The sequence below is a fragment of the Methylobacterium sp. WCS2018Hpa-22 genome (assembly GCF_031843785.1).
Taxonomy (GTDB): domain Bacteria; phylum Pseudomonadota; class Alphaproteobacteria; order Rhizobiales; family Beijerinckiaceae; genus Methylobacterium.
The window spans coordinates 110,311-128,359 of record NZ_JAVTJA010000005.1 but is presented as its reverse complement, the minus strand read 5'-3'; the positions used below and the strand labels follow the sequence as shown (position 1 = coordinate 128,359).

General features: G+C 65.8%; 18 protein-coding genes. 11 read left to right on the top strand and 7 right to left on the bottom strand.

The window, feature by feature from the left end; translation table 11 throughout:
- Nucleotides 1-16: 16 nt before the first annotated feature.
- The gene (gene recF / locus RQI43_RS08565) at nucleotides 17-1,180 is read left to right on the top strand and encodes a DNA replication/repair protein RecF (RefSeq protein WP_311274882.1); all 1,164 of its coding nucleotides are present in this window, start codon (nucleotides 17-19) and stop codon (nucleotides 1,178-1,180) included.
- Nucleotide 1,181: 1 nt separating this feature from the next.
- Here the strand turns inward: recF and RQI43_RS08560 are convergent, their stop codons facing one another.
- Nucleotides 1,182-1,808, bottom strand: a complete 627-nt coding sequence (locus RQI43_RS08560; RefSeq protein ID WP_056424762.1) for a disulfide bond formation protein B — start codon at nucleotides 1,806-1,808, stop codon at nucleotides 1,182-1,184.
- A gap of 10 nt (nucleotides 1,809-1,818) precedes the next feature.
- The gene (locus RQI43_RS08555; protein ID WP_018042624.1) at nucleotides 1,819-1,974 is read right to left on the bottom strand and encodes a DUF5993 family protein; all 156 of its coding nucleotides are present in this window, start codon (nucleotides 1,972-1,974) and stop codon (nucleotides 1,819-1,821) included.
- A gap of 117 nt (nucleotides 1,975-2,091) precedes the next feature.
- Between RQI43_RS08555 and RQI43_RS08550 the strand changes: the two genes are divergently transcribed.
- The 8 genes from RQI43_RS08550 to RQI43_RS08515 all read left to right on the top strand — a co-directional run bounded on the left by RQI43_RS08550 (nucleotide 2,092) and on the right by RQI43_RS08515 (nucleotide 10,527).
- Complete coding sequence (locus RQI43_RS08550) at nucleotides 2,092-2,730, top strand: LysE family translocator (protein ID WP_311274881.1); 639 nt, start codon at nucleotides 2,092-2,094, stop codon at nucleotides 2,728-2,730.
- A gap of 171 nt (nucleotides 2,731-2,901) precedes the next feature.
- On the top strand, nucleotides 2,902-4,743 hold the full coding sequence (recQ, locus tag RQI43_RS08545; protein ID WP_311274880.1) for a DNA helicase RecQ: 1,842 nt from the start codon (nucleotides 2,902-2,904) through the stop codon (nucleotides 4,741-4,743).
- Between the two features lie 266 nt (nucleotides 4,744-5,009).
- A complete protein-coding gene (locus RQI43_RS08540) occupies nucleotides 5,010-6,155 on the top strand; it encodes a hydrolase (RefSeq protein WP_311274879.1) in 1,146 nt (381 codons plus the stop codon).
- Between the two features lie 157 nt (nucleotides 6,156-6,312).
- Nucleotides 6,313-8,532, top strand: a complete 2,220-nt coding sequence (gene purL, locus RQI43_RS08535) for a phosphoribosylformylglycinamidine synthase subunit PurL (RefSeq protein WP_311274878.1) — start codon at nucleotides 6,313-6,315, stop codon at nucleotides 8,530-8,532.
- A 26-nt stretch (nucleotides 8,533-8,558) separates the two neighbouring features.
- Nucleotides 8,559-8,795, top strand: coding sequence for a BolA family protein (locus RQI43_RS08530; RefSeq protein WP_018042619.1), 237 nt, complete (start codon nucleotides 8,559-8,561; stop codon nucleotides 8,793-8,795).
- A 22-nt stretch (nucleotides 8,796-8,817) separates the two neighbouring features.
- A complete protein-coding gene (locus RQI43_RS08525) occupies nucleotides 8,818-9,324 on the top strand; it encodes a DUF29 domain-containing protein (protein WP_311274877.1) in 507 nt (168 codons plus the stop codon).
- Nucleotides 9,325-9,351: 27 nt separating this feature from the next.
- Nucleotides 9,352-9,693, top strand: a complete 342-nt coding sequence (gene grxD / locus RQI43_RS08520) for a Grx4 family monothiol glutaredoxin (protein WP_056424753.1) — start codon at nucleotides 9,352-9,354, stop codon at nucleotides 9,691-9,693.
- A gap of 618 nt (nucleotides 9,694-10,311) precedes the next feature.
- The gene (locus RQI43_RS08515) at nucleotides 10,312-10,527 is read left to right on the top strand and encodes a hypothetical protein (protein WP_056454960.1); all 216 of its coding nucleotides are present in this window, start codon (nucleotides 10,312-10,314) and stop codon (nucleotides 10,525-10,527) included.
- Nucleotides 10,528-10,557: 30 nt separating this feature from the next.
- On the opposite strand, the gene RQI43_RS08510 is transcribed toward RQI43_RS08515, so the two are convergent.
- Nucleotides 10,558-11,382: a hypothetical protein gene (locus tag RQI43_RS08510; RefSeq protein ID WP_311274876.1), complete on the bottom strand. Its 825-nt coding sequence runs from the start codon at nucleotides 11,380-11,382 to the stop codon at nucleotides 10,558-10,560.
- A 151-nt stretch (nucleotides 11,383-11,533) separates the two neighbouring features.
- Between RQI43_RS08510 and RQI43_RS08505 the strand changes: the two genes are divergently transcribed.
- The gene (locus tag RQI43_RS08505; protein WP_311274875.1) at nucleotides 11,534-11,863 is read left to right on the top strand and encodes a porin; all 330 of its coding nucleotides are present in this window, start codon (nucleotides 11,534-11,536) and stop codon (nucleotides 11,861-11,863) included.
- Between the two features lie 4 nt (nucleotides 11,864-11,867).
- Here RQI43_RS08505 and RQI43_RS08500 read toward each other — a convergent pair whose 3' ends face one another.
- Genes RQI43_RS08500 through RQI43_RS08490 form a run of 3 tightly spaced genes read right to left on the bottom strand, consistent with a single transcriptional unit; the run spans nucleotide 11,868 to nucleotide 13,948 of the window.
- On the bottom strand, nucleotides 11,868-12,356 hold the full coding sequence (locus RQI43_RS08500; protein ID WP_311274874.1) for a hypothetical protein: 489 nt from the start codon (nucleotides 12,354-12,356) through the stop codon (nucleotides 11,868-11,870).
- Nucleotides 12,340-12,768 carry a rod-binding protein gene (locus tag RQI43_RS08495; protein WP_311274873.1) on the bottom strand — a complete coding sequence of 143 codons (429 nt, stop codon included), beginning with the start codon at nucleotides 12,766-12,768 and terminating at the stop codon, nucleotides 12,340-12,342. The genes RQI43_RS08500 and RQI43_RS08495 overlap by 17 nt, the downstream gene beginning before the upstream one ends.
- A 40-nt stretch (nucleotides 12,769-12,808) precedes the next feature.
- Complete coding sequence (locus RQI43_RS08490; protein ID WP_056424736.1) at nucleotides 12,809-13,948, bottom strand: flagellar basal body P-ring protein FlgI; 1,140 nt, start codon at nucleotides 13,946-13,948, stop codon at nucleotides 12,809-12,811.
- 282 nt (nucleotides 13,949-14,230) lie between these two features.
- Between RQI43_RS08490 and RQI43_RS08485 the strand changes: the two genes are divergently transcribed.
- The gene (locus tag RQI43_RS08485) at nucleotides 14,231-14,662 is read left to right on the top strand and encodes a flagellar assembly protein FliX (RefSeq protein ID WP_311274872.1); all 432 of its coding nucleotides are present in this window, start codon (nucleotides 14,231-14,233) and stop codon (nucleotides 14,660-14,662) included.
- A gap of 33 nt (nucleotides 14,663-14,695) precedes the next feature.
- On the opposite strand, the gene RQI43_RS08480 is transcribed toward RQI43_RS08485, so the two are convergent.
- Nucleotides 14,696-17,704: a PAS domain-containing protein gene (locus RQI43_RS08480; protein ID WP_311274984.1), complete on the bottom strand. Its 3,009-nt coding sequence runs from the start codon at nucleotides 17,702-17,704 to the stop codon at nucleotides 14,696-14,698.
- Between the last annotated feature and the right edge of the window lie 345 nt (nucleotides 17,705-18,049).

Genomic DNA, 18,049 nt, shown 5'->3' with positions numbered 1-18,049 from the left:
AGAAAGTTCGGGCATCGTGGATCCATCCACCGACGAACCGTCCGTCGTCGGTCTGCGCCTCACCCGTGTCATCTGCCGCGACTTCCGCAACCATGCCGATCTCGACCTCGCCGTCGGGAGCCGCTTCGTCGCGCTCGTCGGAGAGAACGGGGCGGGGAAGACCAACCTCCTCGAATCGATTTCGCTCTTCTCCCCCGGCCGTGGCCTGCGGCGCGCGGACCTGTCGAGCATGGCGCGCAATGCCGGCTCCGGCGGGTTCGCGGTCTCCCTCGCGCTCAAACAGGGCGAGGAGGAACATCGCATCGGCACGGGCTTCGAGCCCGCCGTGGGCGACGGCCGGGCCACGCGTCTGTGCCGGATCGACGGCGAGACGGTAGGTTCCCCCGTTGCCTTCTCCGAGTTCTTGAGGGTGGTCTGGCTGACGCCGGATCTCGACGGGTTGTTTCGCGGCCCCGCCGGCGACCGCCGCCGCTTCCTCGACCGTCTGGTCCTTGCCGTCGACGCGACGCACGGCGCCAGGGTGAACGCGCTGGAGCGGGCACTTCGATCCCGCAACCGCCTGCTCGAAGAACGGCCCAGCGACGGGCAATGGCTCGATGCGGTCGAGCGCGAAGTCGCCGAACTCGGCGTCGCTGTGGCGTTGGCGCGGCGCGAGACCGCCGAGCGGCTGGATCGTCTCATCGCCGAGACCCGCGACGACGCGCAGCCCTTTCCATGGGCGGGGCTGAGGCTGGAAGGCGACCTAGACGATCTCGTGGCCGTCTGGCCGGCCCTGGAGGCGGAGGACCGGTTCCGCGCCGCCCTGCGCCAGGGCCGCCACCGCGACCGTGCCGCCGGGCGCACCCTGGTCGGCCCGCAGGCCACCGATCTCGTGGTCCGCCACGGACCGAAGGACGTGGCGGCCGCGACCGCTTCGACAGGTGAGCAGAAGGCGCTGCTCATCGGCCTCGTCCTGGCCCATGCGGGCCTGGTTCAGGCCATGTGCGGCATCGCTCCCGTCATCCTGCTCGATGAGGTCGCGGCGCATCTCGATCCGCGGCGGCGGGCGGGCCTGTTCGATGCCCTGGCCGCCCTGCAGGGGCAGGTCTGGATGACCGGCGCCGATCCGGCGTTGTTTGCCGAGCTGGACGGCCGGGCTGACATGGTTTCGGTGTCCGACGGGCGTATCGTGCCTGCCTGAATCACCGCGCGATCAGCCGCTCGAACATCTCGTAATTTACCGGATTGTCGGGACACAGGCCGAACCCGCATTCTGCGAAGGTCGAGCCGGCATTGGCCAGCGCCACGACGAGGAACAGCAGGACCACGGATAGGCCTAGCGCTCCGGCCCTTGTGCCGGGAAGAACTGTCGGCGCCGTTCCGGTGGGCTGCCCGAGGACCGAGACCGTCTCCGAGCGCGACACGGCGGCCTCAGGAGTGAACTGCCGATCCCACAGGCACAGGATCGCGACGGCGACGATGATGCCGGTGAAGGCGATGAGCGCCCAGACATAGAAATGGAAGCCGAACAGATCCGAGCCGTAGGTCCCGGTTCCGGGGATGATGTGCAAAGCCGTCTGACGGGCGGAGACCGCGCCTCCCACCACGGCGCTCAGGATGACGATGGCATAATGGGACGGTCTCGGCCGGTCGCAGATATTGAGGACGAGCCCTAGGCCGACTGCCGTGAAAGCGGCGCGCTGGAGCACGCAGAGCGGGCACGGCAATTCTCCGAGGACGATCTGGAACCAGAACGCCACGAGAAGGATGAGGCTGCAGCCGAGGAGTCCCGCTGCGTTCAGCGCGCGGGCGAGGGACGATGCGGACATTCCGGGGCCTTCAGAAGACGAGCGGCAGGGCGTCGGTGGCGTGCTCGCGGAACAATGCCAGCAGCACGCCCAGGGACAGGCCCCAGAGCAGCAAGGCCAGGCCGCGTCTCCCGGCGATCGCCGCCCCCGTGGCGCCAGCGAAACCGAGGAAGGGAAGGACCATCATGGGATAAACTCGCCGGTCTTTCATCGGCCCGCGATGACGACCCGCTGACCCTTGCCCAATCTGAGCAGACATCTCCTTTCGGGTGACTTAAGATGTGAAGTCTTTGTATGCCCTGTATTGCAACTGTCGACCGGAGCAGGCGTCATTCCCATCGCGCATCTTGTCGTCTTTGCCGCCATCTATGCCGCCGCCGTAGCCTCTCCCGGACCCGGCATCGCAGCCCTGGTGGCGCGTGTCCTCGCCGAGGGCACCCGCGGCATCGGTGCCTTCGTCGCGGGCTTCATTGTCGGCGACCTGATATGGTTCGCCGTGGCGGCGAGTGGATTCGCCCTGGTGGCGCAGACCTTCGCGCCGCTTCTCGTCGCCCTGAAATATGCCGGCGCGGTCTATCTCGCTGTCCTGGCTTTCAAAGCCTGGACATCCCGGGTCGGCGTGATCGACGCGGAGCCTCTTCCTGACGAGGGAGCCTTGCGTCTGTTCGCGGGCGGCCTCGCCATCACCCTGGGCAACCCGAAGGTGATCCTGTTCTTCCTGGCCCTGCTGCCGACGGTGGTCGATCTCGACCGGATCGATGCTCTGGGGCTGGTGGAACTTGGCGCCACCATCGTTCTCGTCCTCGGCATCATCCTCTCTGGTTACGTCCTGGCGGCCGAACGGACCCGGCGCGTGATGACCTCTGCCAGGGCGCGGCGACTGCTCAACCGTGGAGCCGGAACGGTCATGGCCGGTGCCGCTGTCGCGATCGCATCCCGCTGACACGTTCGCGATCGAGGCGAGGCGGCGATCCCGACGATTGACCTCGGAGCCCGAGGCCGTCAAAGCCACCATCCTGGCAAATGACGGCCGCGACGGCGGCATTGCCGTGCCGAGGATGGCCGGCGCGACGTCCGCCTGCCGCCCTTCCCTGACTGCGATGACGGGCCCTGCATGACCGACCGCCTCGACGAAGCTCGACGCGCCCTCAAGAAGACCTTCGGCTACGACGATTTCCGGCCCGGACAGGACGAGGTGATCGGTGCCGTCCTCGATGGGACAGACGTGTTCGCGGTGATGCCGACGGGCTCGGGCAAGTCGATGACCTATCAGCTGCCGGCCCTGGTCGAATCCTCACTCACGGTGGTCGTGTCGCCGCTGATCGCCCTGATGCACGATCAGGTCCAGCAGATGATCGGTTTCGGCGTCGAAGCAGCGACCCTGAACTCATCGGTGGCGGAGGCGACGTCGCGGGAGACCTGGCGCAAGATCCGCAGCGGCGATCTGCGGCTCCTCTTCGTCTCGCCTGAGCGGCTGATGATGGAAGGGCTGATGGATGCCCTGCGCGGGGCCGGCGTCCGGCGGCTGGCCGTGGACGAGGCTCATTGCGTCTCGCAATGGGGGCATGATTTCCGCCCGGAATACCGCGATCTCGCCAAGGCGCGCGAGGCGTTGGGGAATGTCCAGACCGTGGCGCTCACCGCCACCGCTGACAAGGCGACGCGGGCCGACATCACCGAGCGGCTGTTTCCGGCCGGCCGCGACCTGAAGGCCTTCGTGCATTCCTTCGACCGGCCGAACATCCGGCTGACCTTCACGCCGAAGGACAACCCGACCCGCCAGATCGAGCGCTTCCTGCGCCACCGCCGCTCCGAGAGCGGGATCATTTACTGCTCGTCGAGGAAGCGCACGGAGCAGCTCGCGGAGGTGCTCGCCAAGGATGGGTTCAACGCCCTCCCCTACCATGCCGGCCTCGACCAGGGCACGCGCATGAAGAACCAGGACACGTTCCTGCAGGAGGATGGGGTGGTGATGACCGCCACCGTCGCCTTCGGCATGGGCATCAACAAGCCGGACGTGCGCTTCGTCTGCCACGCCGACATGCCCTCCAATGTCGAGGGCTACTATCAGGAGATCGGCCGCGCCGGCCGCGACGGCCTGCCCGCCGACACGCTCACGATCTACGGCCTCGACGACATGTCGCTCCGCCGCCGGCAGATCGACGAGAAGGACGTTCCGGACGAGCGCCGCCGGGTCGAGCGGCGCAAGCTGGAGGCGATGATCGCGCTTTGCGAGGGTGCGACCTGCCGGCGGCAATCGCTGCTCGGCTATTTCGGCGAGGCGAGCGAGCCCTGCGGGCGTTGCGACCTCTGCCGCAGCGGCATCTCGCTCATCGACGCCACCGTGCCGGCGCAGAAGCTGCTCTCGGCCATCGTCCGTACGGGGCAGCGTTTCGGCGCCGCCTATGTCTGCGACGTCGTCCACGGCAAGGAGACCGACACGATTCGGCGCAACGGCCATACGGCGCTGAAGACCTTCGGCGTCGGTGCCGACAAGCCGCTCCCGGCATGGCGGGCAATGCTGCGCCAGCTCTTTGCAGCCGGGGCCGTGGCGGAGAACGATGACGGGTTCGGCGGGCTCTCCCTGACCGAGAAGGGCGAAGCCATCCTGTTCGGCCGCGAAGCGATCCAGATGCGGCCGGACCCGGAGCCGAAGGTGGCCGAGCCGCGTGACCGCAAGCGCAGCGGCGCGGCGCGCGAGGATGCGACCCTCGATCTCGATCCGGCGACGGAAGCTTTGTTCCAGCATCTCAGGGGCCTGCGTGCCACCATCGCCCGCGGCGAAGGCATCGCCGCCTTCATGGTCTTTCCCGACCGCACGCTGATCGAGATGGCCAAGGCCAAGCCCGTCGACCTCTACGCCTTGCGGACGGTGCATGGCGTCGGTGAGCGCAAGCGCGACGCCTATGGCGACCGCTTCGTCACCGCCATCGCGGAATACCTTACGCACGGCTAGCGCTGGGCCCGAGCATGTCGGGCCGGACACAGCTCCAGCCCCTTGTTGTGCCGCGCTCTTTTCCGCCGAACTGGCATCCACGTCGGCGGAGAGCGCTCTCGACCGACACAGCCTGATGCGGTTTCGCACTCGTATCGTGCCGGCCAGTTCGTGTAGGCAGCGGATTCGGCGCCCCACTCGCGCCTGTCTTCCACACAGTCACGGATACCAGCCCCATCGCCTCCGACCCGCCGGCCCCCGACACCTTGCCTCGCCAGGTCTTCTACATGCCGGGTTTCGACCCGCGTGAGCCCGAGACCTATTGGGGCCTCTTCCGGCGGGAGAGCCGGCTGACCGCCGTCCGGCGCGGCATGACCATCACCGTGAGCGATCCGGAACGGTCCGCCGACGGATTGCGTCTCGACTGGCGCGTGGAGGCGGATGGCGCGCCGACGCGCTACACCCTGCTGCGCTGGGACGACATCGTCTGCGCCCGGTTTCCACGTTCGACCCTGCGCCGGCTCGTCGAGGTGCCCGCACTCTGGTGGCGGCTCTTACGGGACGGCTACCCGAAGCGATTCCGTCGCGAGGCGAAGCGCTTCGCCCGCGTGATCATCGGCGTCCACGCGATCTATGCCGCCCTGGTGGTCCTCTCCCTCGTCCTCGCGGCTTTGCCGGCCTGGCTCGGACCGGAGCAATGGCGACCCTGGAGCCTCGCGGCGATCCCCATTCTCGCCTACGGGATTCATCTCGGCCTGATGGCGGTGACACGGGGCAAGCCGTTCTACGTCGCCCATCTGGTGGACGACACCGCCTTCACCTACGACCATGCCAGCGGCGCCGAGACCCGGATGCGCGTGCGCCTCGACGCCTTCGCGACCGAGATCCAGGCCGCCGAGGGCCATGCCTCCGAGATCGTCGTCATCGGCCATTCCTCGTCGAGCTTTCTCGGCATCGAGGCCCTCGACCGGATCCTCACCCGCGATCCGGATTTCGGCTTGCGCGGCACGCCCGTCTCCTTCGTCAGCATCGGCAGCGTGATCCCCTGGATCACCCTCGATGCGCCGGCCAAAGAGATGCGCGCAGCGCTCTCCCGGGTGGCGGCGGCACCGGCGATTCGCTGGATCGACGTGCGCGCGAAATGGGACTGGCTCTCGGTCCACGATCGCGACGTGCTCACCGCCTCCGGTGTCCCGTCGCTTGCCGGGCACCAGCCGGTGGAGATCCATGTCCGCATTACCGATCTGATCGAGCGCAAGATCATCGCCCGGCGCAAGTGGAACCTGTTCCGCATGCATTTCCAGCTTCTGATGTCGAGCCTGAACCCGGAGGCGTTCGATTACGTCGCCTTCGTCGCCGGGCCGGAGCCTATCCACAGCATCATCGACCGCTGTCGCGGAGCGGGTGTCCTGCCCCCGTCCAAAGCGGCCTGACGGCGCTTTTCCACGAGAGCGCATGGCCGGACGCCGCGATGACGTGTTGCCAGCACAGGCGCTTACACTCTAGAGCCGATCCAACTAGGTTCACCTCGCGCGACTTCCGTCCATGGGAGGCCGCCCGAGTGGAGCCTGAGCGGTCGAGAGGGCTCGCATGTTCCGCAACGATGTTCCGATCACCCCTGAACTGGTGCGCCAGCATGGCCTGACGCCGGACGAGTACGAGCGTTTTCGTGCCCTCATCGACCGCGACCCGACGCTGACCGAACTCGGCATCGTCTCGGCCATGTGGAACGAGCACTGCTCCTACAAGTCCTCCCGCAAGCATCTGCGCGGGCTGCCTACCTCGGCGCCGTGGGTGATTCAGGGGCCGGGCGAGAATGCGGGTATCATCGATATCGGGGACGGTCTGGCCTGCGTCTTCAAGATGGAAAGCCACAACCACCCGAGCTTCATCGAGCCCTACCAAGGCGCGGCGACCGGGGTCGGCGGCATTCTGCGTGACGTGTTCACCATGGGCGCCCGGCCCATCGCGGCGCTGAACGCGCTCCGCTTCGGCTCGCCGGACCATCCCCGCACACGCCACCTCGTCTCCGGCGTGGTGGCGGGCATCGGCGGCTACGGCAATTCCTTCGGCGTTCCCACCGTGGGCGGCGCCGTCGGCTTCCACCCGCGCTACGATGGCAACATCCTCGTCAATGCCATGGCGGTGGGCCTCGCCCGCACCGATGCGATCTTCTACGCGGCGGCGACGGGCGTCGGGAATCCGATCGTCTATCTCGGCTCGAAGACCGGCCGCGACGGCATCCACGGCGCCAGCATGGCTTCGGCCGAATTCGACGACGCCTCTGAATCGAAGCGGCCCACGGTGCAGGTCGGTGACCCCTTCGCCGAGAAGCTGCTGCTCGAAGCCTGCCTCGAACTGATGGCGACGGGGGCCGTCATCGCGATCCAGGACATGGGTGCGGCCGGCCTCACCTGCTCGGCCGTCGAGATGGGCGCCAAGGGCGATCTCGGCGTGGAACTCCACATCGAGAAGGTGCCGGCCCGTGAAGAGAATATGAGCGCCTACGAGATGATGCTCTCGGAGAGCCAGGAGCGCATGCTCATGGTGCTCAAGCCCGGTATGGAAGCGGAAGCCGAGGCCATTTTCGTGAAATGGGGCCTCGATTTCGCGATCATCGGGCACACCACCGACACGCTGCGCTTCGTGGTGAAGCATGACGGCGTGACCATGGCCGACCTGCCGATCAAGGAACTCGGTGACGAAGCCCCGCTCTACGACCGGCCGCATATCGCCAATACGCACCAGCCGGTCATCGCCGCTGCCGACGTGCCCGCGCCGATCGGCAATGCCGAGGCCCTGAAGAAGCTGGTCGGCTCCCCCGACCTGTCGTCGAAGCGCTGGGTCTATGAGCAATACGACCACTTCATCGGTGGCAACACCGTGCAGAAGCCCGGTGGCGACGCCGCCATCGTGCGCGTCGAGGACGGCCCCAAGGGACTCGCCCTCACCGCCGACGTCACGCCGCGCTATTGCGAGGCCGATCCGGTCCAGGGCGGTCGTCAGGCCGTGGCGGAAGCCTGGCGCAACATCACGGCGGTGGGCGCCAAGCCTCTCGCCATCACCGACAACCTGAATTTCGGCAACCCGGAGAAGCCGGAAGTGATGGGTCAGCTGGTCGGCTGCCTCAAGGGCATCGGCGAGGCCTGTCTCGCCCTCGACTTCCCCGTCGTCTCCGGCAACGTCTCGCTCTACAACGAGACCAACGGCGTCGGCATCCTGCCGACCCCGACGATCGGCGGCGTCGGCCTCCTCGACGACGTGACGAAGCATGCCACCCTCTCGCTGAAGCGCGACGGCGACATGCTGGTCCTGGTCGGCGCGACGGAGGGCTGGCTCGGCCAGTCGGTCTATTTCTCGGTGGTCTCCGGCCGCGAAGACGGTGCGCCGCCGCCGGTCGACCTCGCGGTCGAGCGACGCAATGGCGATTTCGTCCGCAGCCTCATCGTCTCCGGACTCGTCGACACGGTGCACGACCTGTCAGATGGCGGCCTTGCCGTGGCCTTGGCCGAGATGGCCATCGCCGGTGGCATCGGCGCGACGCTGCCGGAAGCGCCGGCGGGTCTACCTGCGCATGCCTATCTCTTCGGAGAAGACCAGGCCCGCTATCTCCTCAGCGTGGATCCTGAAAACGTGCCGGACCTTCTCTACAGCGCGAACGCGCAAGGCATCCCGGCCGCTGTCATCGGCCTCACCGGGGGGCAGGATTTGACCTTGCCCGCGGGTGAAACCATATCCGTCGCGGATCTCCGCGAGGCGCATGAAGGCTGGCTGCCGACCTACATGGCGACCCGGCCTGCCGCGGTCTGAACGTCACTCGAAAGGGATTAAGTCCGATGCCGATGGATGCGCGCGATATCGAGGCCATGATCCGCGAGGCGCTGCCCGACGCCACGATCGAGATCAAGGACCTTGCCGGCGACGGCGACCACTACGCCGCGACGGTCATCTCCTCGGCCTTCAAGGGCAAGACTCGCGTGGCGCAGCACCAGCTCGTCTACGGGGCGCTCCAGGGGCGGATGGGGGGCGTGCTCCACGCCCTTGCGCTCACGACGGGCGTCCCGCAGGATTAAGGGCGATCAACGAGGCGTCCCCATGGACCAGCCGAGCCTTTACGACGACGGTGCCGTGGCCTGGGCGATGGAACAGGCTGTAGCTCTGCGCGCGCTTGGACAGCGCCCGAAATTATCGAATGTTCTCGATTGGCATAATGTAGTCGAGGAGATCGAGAGCGTCGGGCGATCCGAGATCGATCGTGTCGAGAGCGCGCTTTCCCAGGTGCTCATTCACATTTTGAAGCACGTCTCTGCGCCTATGGCTCAATCGACCCGGTCATGGCGCAAGGAGGTCATCGTTTGGCATGCGTCGGCCGCGCGCAATTACAGGCCCTCGATGCGTCAGCGGATCGACTGGCAACGCTTGTGGAGCATATCGGTAAAGCTCGCCGACGCGTCGCTCAACGTGTTTGGAGAATCCCTGCCCGGCGGCCTCCCGGACATCATGCCTTTCACGCCCGAGGAACTCACCTCGCTCGACTTCGATATGGACCGCGGTCTCGAGCGTCTTGCAGCCGTATTGAAACCGGCGCCCGACCATCACTAGATCAGGCCAGTAACAAGGAACATCGCAATGACCGACGCCAACACCGCCATCAAGACCGAAATCGATTCCCAGGACGTGGTCGTGTTCATGAAGGGCACGCCGCAATTTCCCATGTGCGGCTTCTCCGGCCAGGTCGTGCAGATCCTCAATTACCTGGAAGTGCCGTTCAAGGGCGTGAATGTCCTCGACGACATGGCGATCCGCGACGGCATCAAGGCGTTCTCGAACTGGCCGACCATTCCGCAGATCTACGTGAAGGGCGAGTTCGTCGGCGGATGCGATATCACCCGTGAGATGTTCCAATCCGGCGAATTGCAGCAGTTCCTGACGGAAAAGGGCATCCCGGTGAAGGCGACCGCAGTCGCCTGACACCAGCGAAGTCCGAATGGAGACGTCGATCAAGGGCGCGAAAGCGCCCTTTTTCGTGTCGAATACCCAGAGGAGGCGACGTCCCGATCTCGACAGGGCGACCTTTCCCAGGATCATCGCCGTGATCCCCAACGAGCTGCCGAGCTTGCTCGAACCATTGCGGTGACCATGCCCAGTGATTGAATTCGAGGTCCGAATATAGGTGTGCTCAGCGTCGATTCTATTTTTTTGACGTCTTATTAAGTCACGGTCATGTCTAGGATGCCGGGACGTACGGTTCCTGACGCAATGAGCAGAAGAATACTTGTCTTTAATCGTAAATTTTGACCGGATGACGGTTCCGTGTTCACGGCCAGGGGGCGGTCTGCATTGGAGACTTGCCAAAGAAGCGATGGCTTTACTCGGATAAGATTTTCGAATGGCGAGAACTCTGGGTCGTCGCAGTTAGAGCTTTGATCCGGTGCGCTTTCGCACTGCGAAAACTTCGTGGCAGTGCAAAAGCAAATTAAGCGTAAATAATCAGGGTGATCGGGAACTTGTTGCCGCAATCCCCATTATTCGCTTATACGAGCCCAACGACCCCTGCGAATCCGCACGGCTCAAGGTCCGGTGACCGCAATGCCAGTGTTCGAAGCCAAGAATCTCGACGCCGATCTCGAAGGCCAAGCCCTTTTGGCGGCAATCCTGTTTCCGACCCTGGAAAGCCAGGACCGTGCTCTGACGCATGGTCGGACCCGCATCACGCGTGCCAGCGCGATGGTCCATCCCATGACCATCGAGCCGCGCTTTCCGCATTCTCTGCGTGATCCGGAAATCGAGGTTCAGGTTTCCTGAAGCCGCACCCTCGCGCTCATTTCGTTCCCATCACCACGTCTGGTTCGTGATCAGCCCTTGCTTCGTCACGACGGTCCAGCCACGACCGCGCCGTTCCACCGCATCGACCTTGCCGATACCGGGAATCGTATCGCCCGGACCGACTTCCACCAGACGATGGCGACGGTCTTCGATGACGGCAACCCCGTTATAGACCTCCCGCACGGCCCAGGTTTCGATCACGGCCGGGGCGGCGACCTTCGGTTTATCCGGGATCGAGCCGGTTTCAGTCGGCTCAGCCTGATGAGGTTTTGCGGCTTGCGGCGCCACCACCGGTGCGGCCGGAGCGGGTGCCACGGCACGCTTTTCGATCTGAGCCGTTAGGGCCGCGATCTTCGCCGTCTGGTCGCGCTCGGTCTGGTCCTGGCGATCGGCGAGGCTCGTGATCTTCGTCACGATGGCCTGTTCCGATTTTCCGATCCGGTCGTTGAGCGTCGCGGAGCGATTCTTCGCTTCGCTGCGAACCGATTCGGTCGCATCCTGCACCTGAGCGAGGACCCTGCCGAGTTTCTCGATGTCGGTCTGCAGACGACCGAGATCCGCGTGGCGGGCATCGAGACGGGATTTGATCTGCGTCAGGGATTCCGAGGAAAGGTCACCGTTCGGGGATGCGAGGCTCATCGCGCCCGCACCCATGGCGAGGCCGAGAACGAGAGCCGCCGCGGCGACACCGGCGAGAAGCGGATCGATGGCCGGCAGGCGCTTGCGTGCCTCCGGTACCGGCGCCGGCCTCGTCTTGGCGCCGCTCACCGCCTGTTTCAACAGCGCTTCCGGCGACCGATCGGACGCCGCCGCCCCGATGACCTTATCCGCCATGACCCATGCTTCCCGTTTGACTGTGTCAGAAAGCATTAAGGACGTTTGTTTACCGAAAGGTTACCGTCTCTCTGTGGCGAGGTGGCATCGATCCATCGTTAAAGCTGAGCTATCCAGCATGATCGCTCGGGAATGGCGGCGAGGGAGAGGCATGGCGAGGACGATCGGGACCTATGGCCTGCTCTTCGGTATGGTCCTGACGTCGGCCGCGCCTGCTCTCGCGCTCGAGCCACTCCGCCCCGAGTCGCAGCAAGCGGCGAAACCCTGCCCCCGCCACGGCTCTGGCTTCATTCGTATTCCCGGCTCGGACACGTGCATTCGCATTGGTGGTCGGGCGACGACGGGCCTCGCTCTCCGCTCTCGCGAAGACGGTCCCGACTCGCGGCCGATCACCGGCGGCCGACTGGCCGTGGATACGCGCGTGGACACGGCTTACGGTCCGATCCGCACCTATGTGAGGATCGACGCGGGCGGGCGTTGAGCCGTCAGAGGCTGCGGGACAGAACCAGCGGCTGGCTCCGCGCAGCTGCGCCCCTGCCGTAGGGCGAAGGCGGCTGCGAGGGACGGCCGTAGACGGTCGCCGTCCTCGACCGGCTCATATCCTCGGCCAGGGACTTGACCAGGCTCTCCGACACCGTGCGCGCCGTCGCCAGGACGATCTGGCTGGTCTCGACCACCTGAGCGAAGCGCTGGTGCGCGGATTTAAGTCCCTCGATCGAGTCCGGGGCAAAGCGCGCCAGCGCGATGGCATTGGCCTTCGCGACTTCGAGGCCCTGCATATAGGACGCACCGAGAGCGGTCTTCCGCTCCGTGTCCGACAGCCCCTGGCGCAGCCGACCGGCCCTTACGTGGCTACCCTCTTCGACAAGGATGGCCTCCAGCGACTGCATCGTCTCCATGATATGGGCGATCAGCGCGTCCGCGCCGGCCTTGTCGACGATCCGTAGCGTTCTGGTCTCAGATCCGGGGTGCATTGCCGGCCTCCTGCATCTTGATCATCTCACGGTAAACCTGATCGGCAATGCCGATTCCGCCGCTCTTCACCATCTGACCCGCATATTCTTTGGTCAGCATCGAGCGGTAGACCGCTCCGCCGGTGCCGTTATCGCCTAGCGGACCGTCGGTTCCCTCCGAGGTGGTGAGGCGCTCCAGGGTCTGTTCCAGGAACATCGTCTCGAACTCGTTGGACGCTTTCCGGGCCTTGACCTCCGCCGGGGTTTTGGCGGCCGTCGCCGACAGTCTGGCAGTCGCTGACGTCGATGCGGATTTGGCGCTTTCCTTGGCCGCGTCTTCCTTCAGGCCGTTGCCGACGGTCTTGGCGATGTCGCCGATGAGCGCGCGGCCGACGCCAATGGCGGCCTTGGCGGCGAGGGGGGCGAACAGCATGGTCAGCGCCTCTTGGGTGGGAGGAAGGAAAGGGGTTGCATCACATCACCTCGATATCGGCCTGGAGGGCGCCGGCGGCCTTGATGGCCTGGAGGATCGAGATCAGGTCACGGGGCCCGACCCCCAGCGCGTTGAGGCCATCCACCAGCTCGCGCAGGGTGACGCCTTCCTTGACCATGGCGAGCTTGTTGCCGTCGCCGGTATCGACCTTGACCCCTGTGCGAGGCACGACGGTGGTGGTGCCGTTCGAGAGGGGTGCGGGCTGGCTCACCTGCGGTTGCTCGGTGATGGTGACGGTGAGGTTGCCCTGCGCGATGGCGACGGTGGAGACGCGCACGTCGCGGCCCATCACGATGATGCCCGAGCGCTCGTCGACGACGACCCGCGCCGTCTGGTCGGGCTCGATCTTCAGCTGCTCGATCTCGGTGACGAGGCGGATCATGTTGCCGTTGTATTTGGCGGGAATCTGCAGGGTCACGGTGGCCGGATCGGTGGGCTCGGCGGTGTCGGCGCCCATGAAGTCGTTGATCGCGGCCGCGATCCGCTTCGAGGTGGTGAAGTCGGGGTTGCGCAGGGACAGGCGCAGGGAGCGCATGTCGTTCATCTTGAACGCCGTCTCGCGCTCGATCATCGCCCCGTTGGGGACGCGCCCATTGGTGGGAACGCCGCGGGTGATCTTCGCGGCATCGCCTTCGGCCGAGAAGCCCGCAATGGCCACCGATCCCTGCGCCAAGGCGTAGACCTCGCCATCGGCACCGAGCAGGGGCGTGACCAGGAGCGTGCCGCCTTGGAGCGACTTGGCGTCGCCCAGCGACGACACCGTGATGTCGATGCGGTTTCCCTGCGTGGCGAAGGGCGGCAGGCTCGCCGTGACCATCACGGCCGCGAGGTTCTGGGTGCGCATGGTGGCGCCCCGCGTATTCACGCCGAGGCGTTCCAGCATCGCCTGAAGCGATTGCCGGGTGAACGGGATGTTGTTGAGCGTGTCGCCGGTACCGTTGAGACCGACGACAATCCCATAGCCGACCAGCTGATTCTGTCTGACCCCCTCGATGCTCGCGAGATCCTTCACGCGTGACAGGGCGGAAGCCTGCCCGTTCATGGCGAAGACCAGCGTCAGCAGCGCGGCTGCGCAGGCAAGGAGAGCGGAACGTTTGGGCCGGGCGATCGCGAGTGGCATGAGTCGCTTTGCTGGTCGACGGAGCATGTCGGTCAAGTCGGACATACCGGTGGGTCTGCCAGGACCGTGCCAATCGATCTTGTCGGATAAGCTATTGATAATAAATGGTTTTGTTAATTATCTCCGGTGATGCCAAGGCATGGAAGGGGCGGCCTTCCCTGCCGACCCGGCAGGTTCTGCCGGCTTGTTTACCGATGATTAACCATCGAGGGCGGAATCTGCTGGGCGGAACGATCGTCGTGCCGATGCGCGAAACGACGCCCTGATTTTCGGAGACGGCCCATGCGCGTCGATAACCGCCTCGTCTCGCAGGCTTCGGCCGCTGCCTCGCCGACCATTCGCAAGGCGGATGCGTCGCCATCCTTCATGCTAGGCCATGATACCGCGGCGACTTCCACCGCCGCCTCCACCGCATCGACCACGTCTCTGGCGGGGCTCGACGCGATCCTGACCCTTCAGGGCCAGGACGAGCAGCCCGGCGAGCGTCGCCGTCGTTTCGCCAGGCGCGGCCATGACCTTCTGGACGGTCTCGACCGGCTCAAGGCGTCGCTGGTGATGGGGCGGGTGTCGACACGTGAACTTCAGTCCATCGCGAGTCGTCTCTCGGAACGTGCGGGAACGAGCGGTGATCCGCGCCTGGATGGGCTCATCGCCGATATCGAGCTGCGTGCGGCGGTGGAACTCGCCAAACTGCAATCGGCGCAGGACAGCTGAGGGGCTACGAGCGCTCGACGACGCGCCCTCCGATCAGCTTTCCATCATCTCGCGGATGCGCCCAGCCAGGATCTCCACGGGGAACGGCTTGGTGATCATCTGCATGCCCGGATCGAGCTGGCCGTTGCCGAAGATGGCGTTCTCGGCATACCCCGTGATGAACAGCACCTTGAGGCCGGGCCGGGTTTCACGCGCCTGATCGGCGAGTTGGCGACCGTTGAGGCCGGGGAGGCCGACATCGGTCACGAGCAGGTCGACGCGCTCCTGGGTCGTGAGAATCTTGAGGCCGGACAAACCGTCGGCGGCGGAGATCGCACGGTAGCCGAGGTCTTCCAGCACATCGACGATGAGGTCCCGGACCACAGTCTCGTCTTCGACGACGAGAACCGTTTCCCCGGCGCCGAGGCGAGCAAGTTCCGCGACGGCGCCGACCGCGTCCACCTCCACGACCGCTTCGATGGAGCGGGGCAGGTAGAGCTTCACTGCCGTGCCGCTCCCCACTTGGGAATCGATCTTGGCATGCCCGTCGGATTGTCGGGCGAAGCCGTAGATCATCGACAGGCCGAGGCCGGTCCCCTGCCCCAGGGGCTTCGTCGTGAAGAACGGGTCAAAAGCACGGGCGATGACATCGGCCGGCATGCCGGTGCCGGTATCCGACACGACGATGCACACATAGGGGCCCGGCTCCACCCCCGGATGCAGCCGGGCATAGGCTCGGTCGAGTTCGGTGTTGCTGGTCTCGATGCGGAGCCGGCCGCCATCCGGCATCGCATCGCGGGCGTTGATCGCCAGATTGAGGATGGCGTTCTCGAGCTGGTGCGGATCGCACAAGGTCGGCCAGAGCCCCTTCCCCATGGCGATGTCGAGAGCGATCGTCTCGCCCATCGTCCGGCGCAGGAGATCTTCGAGCGACGCGATGAGCGCGTTGGCATCCACCAGTTTCGGATCGAGCGGCTGGCGCCTTGCGAAGGCGAGAAGCCTGTGGGTCAGCGCGGCTGCCCGGTTGGCCGAGGACATCGCCGCCTTGGCGTAGCGCTCGATATTCTCCATCCGCCCCTGCGACAGGCGGGTCTGCATCAGGTCGAGGGAGCCGACGATCCCGGTCAGGAGGTTGTTGAAATCGTGGGCGATGCCCCCGGTGAGCTGGCCCACGGCCTCCATCTTCTGGGCTTGGCGCAGGGCATCCTCGGCGAGTTCCAGGGCGGCGGCCTGTTCGCGCTCCGCCGTGGTGTTGCGCCCGCTGGCATAGATCCGCCCGTCCTCGAACGCCCCCGTCCAGGCGAACCAGCGATAGCTGCCGTCGGCATGGCGCAGGCGGAGGTCGAAAGGAGCGGTGAGCGGTTCGGCGACAATGGCCGAGAAGGTCGAGCAGACGGCATCGCGGTCTTCGGGATGGGCGAGTTCCGCGAAGGACCGTCCGGTGAGAGCGTCGGAAGTCCAGCCGAGAAGCGTCGTCCACGCCGTGTTCACCGCCGCGATCCGGCTGTCGGCTTCGGTGACCATCAACAGGTCCTGTGACAGGCGCCAGGCCCGGTCGCGCTCCTCGGTCCGCTCCTGCACCTCCTTCGTGCGGGCCTGGACCTGCTGTTCCAGCGTCTCGTTGAGGCGTCTGAGGGCATCCTCGGCCTGGGCCCGGTCGGTGACGTCGTGACCCTCGGCGAAGATGCCGCTGACCGTTCCGTCGGCTTCCGTGATCGGCTGGTAGACGAGGTTGACGACGCGCTGTTCGAGGCCGCCCTCCCGTCCGAACTGAACCGTCACGGTCATGTTACGCCCGATGAAGGGCCTACCCGTCGCATAGACCTCGTCAAGGAGCTCGAAGAAGCCCTGGCCCTCGACCTCGGGCAATGCCTCACGGACGGCGATCCCGATGATGTCGCGATGGCCGATGAGCTGGAGATAGGCCTCGTTCGTATACTCGAAAACGTGCGTCGGGCCGCTCAGGACACACATGAAGCCGGGCGCGTCCTTGAACAGAGACCGCATGCGGTCGCGCTCGGCCGTCCGCTGCCGCACCTCGGAAAGAAGGGCGTCGTTGGCCTGCCTCAGGGCTTCGGCCGCCTCCTGCCGCATGCGGACGGCTTCGGCCAGGACGGCGTTGCGCCGCCGCTCGGCCTCGTAGGCGGAAACGCTGGCGAGGCTCGACGAGATCTGGCCGGCGAGAAGCTTGAGGAAGCTGAGATAATCCGCGTCGAAGGGCCGGTGCGGATTGAGGCCGACCGTGACGATGCCCAGCGGTGCGCTTCCACCCTGTCCGACGAGGGGCAGCGTCACTGCCCTCGCCGGCGGCCTCGACCAATCGCCCGTGGGCCAGTTCTGCGCCTGATCGAGATCGATGATCCTCTCGCCTTGGGTGCCGCCGAACCATTCGGCGAGGGGGCCCGCAGGATCGATCACACCCGGCAATGCGGGATGGTCCCGGGATATTCCGGTGGTGGAGGCGAGATGGGCGAGGTTGCTCCCCTCGAAGAGATGGATGGCGCTGAAGGGGAGATCGCGGCGCGCCTCGCCTAAACTGGCCTCGACCGCACTGAGAACGTCGGGGCGGGATTCCGCACGCGCGAGGCTCTCTCCCAGAAGGCGCAGGATACCGAGCCGGCGCTCGCTGATGACCCGGTCGGTCTCTTCGCTGACCGCGCAGAACAGGCCGCCCACCGATCCGTCATCGTCGATGACGGGGCTGTAGGAGAAGGTGTGATAGGTCTCCTCGGGATAGCCGTTGCGCTCCAGAAGAAGCAGCAACCCACGGTCCCAGGTCGCTTCGCCGTGATCGTAGACGCTGCGGATCCGTGCCTCGATGTCGTCCCAGATCTCGGCCCAAAGGATCCGGGTGGGTTTGGCCAGGGAATCCGGGTGCTTGAGGCCGAGGGTCGGGCGGTAGGCATCGTTGTAGAAAAACGCGATGTCCGGCCCCCAGCCGAGCCACATCTCGAATCTCGAGGTCAGCAGGATCCGCAAGGCGACCTTCAGCGCCTCCGGCCAGCCTTCCGGCGGGCCGAGAGGGGTCAGTGACCAGTCCTTGGCCCGCATCAGGGCCGCCATCTCGCTGCCGCCTACGAAGATCTCCGAATGTTCTTTGATCGGCTTCGGCAAAGATCGGCTTTCCGGCACTCTTAGGGCCTCGGTTGCACGCTTAAGGCGAGATCGAGCCGTCGGTCACCGGACCAGCGCGAACGAGACAGGTATAGGTCACGACGGTCCAGCCGCATACCTGCGGGACTGCTCCGGCGACAGCCATTCGCGCAACCTGTCCGACTGCGTACGGTCTCGATTGCCACCGCTATGGGCCAATCTGACGCGCCGTGACCCGACCCCGAAATTCCTTGGTGACCGGTTGGAATCGCCGCCGACGGACCCGCCACCGGGGGGATGCACCCGTTGCGTGTT

What these genes read in the sequence shown, in the direction of transcription:
- RQI43_RS08560 (WP_056424762.1), bottom strand. Translation starts at nt 1,808, where the DNA reads ATGTCCGCATCGTCCCTCGCCCGCGCGCTGAACGCAGCGGGACTCCTC.
- RQI43_RS08555 (WP_018042624.1), bottom strand. Translation starts at nt 1,974, where the DNA reads ATGATGGTCCTTCCCTTCCTCGGTTTCGCTGGCGCCACGGGGGCGGCG.
- recQ (WP_311274880.1), top strand. Translation starts at nt 2,902, where the DNA reads ATGACCGACCGCCTCGACGAAGCTCGACGCGCCCTCAAGAAGACCTTC.
- RQI43_RS08540 (WP_311274879.1), top strand. Translation starts at nt 5,010, where the DNA reads ATGCCGGGTTTCGACCCGCGTGAGCCCGAGACCTATTGGGGCCTCTTC.
- purL (WP_311274878.1), top strand. Translation starts at nt 6,313, where the DNA reads ATGTTCCGCAACGATGTTCCGATCACCCCTGAACTGGTGCGCCAGCAT.
- RQI43_RS08530 (WP_018042619.1), top strand. Translation starts at nt 8,559, where the DNA reads ATGCCGATGGATGCGCGCGATATCGAGGCCATGATCCGCGAGGCGCTG.
- RQI43_RS08525 (WP_311274877.1), top strand. Translation starts at nt 8,818, where the DNA reads ATGGACCAGCCGAGCCTTTACGACGACGGTGCCGTGGCCTGGGCGATG.
- grxD (WP_056424753.1), top strand. Translation starts at nt 9,352, where the DNA reads ATGACCGACGCCAACACCGCCATCAAGACCGAAATCGATTCCCAGGAC.
- RQI43_RS08515 (WP_056454960.1), top strand. Translation starts at nt 10,312, where the DNA reads ATGCCAGTGTTCGAAGCCAAGAATCTCGACGCCGATCTCGAAGGCCAA.
- RQI43_RS08510 (WP_311274876.1), bottom strand. Translation starts at nt 11,382, where the DNA reads ATGGCGGATAAGGTCATCGGGGCGGCGGCGTCCGATCGGTCGCCGGAA.
- RQI43_RS08505 (WP_311274875.1), top strand. Translation starts at nt 11,534, where the DNA reads ATGGCGAGGACGATCGGGACCTATGGCCTGCTCTTCGGTATGGTCCTG.
- RQI43_RS08500 (WP_311274874.1), bottom strand. Translation starts at nt 12,356, where the DNA reads ATGCACCCCGGATCTGAGACCAGAACGCTACGGATCGTCGACAAGGCC.
- RQI43_RS08495 (WP_311274873.1), bottom strand. Translation starts at nt 12,768, where the DNA reads ATGCTGTTCGCCCCCCTCGCCGCCAAGGCCGCCATTGGCGTCGGCCGC.
- RQI43_RS08490 (WP_056424736.1), bottom strand. Translation starts at nt 13,948, where the DNA reads ATGCCACTCGCGATCGCCCGGCCCAAACGTTCCGCTCTCCTTGCCTGC.
- RQI43_RS08485 (WP_311274872.1), top strand. Translation starts at nt 14,231, where the DNA reads ATGCGCGTCGATAACCGCCTCGTCTCGCAGGCTTCGGCCGCTGCCTCG.
- RQI43_RS08480 (WP_311274984.1), bottom strand. Translation starts at nt 17,704, where the DNA reads ATGGCGGCCCTGATGCGGGCCAAGGACTGGTCACTGACCCCTCTCGGC.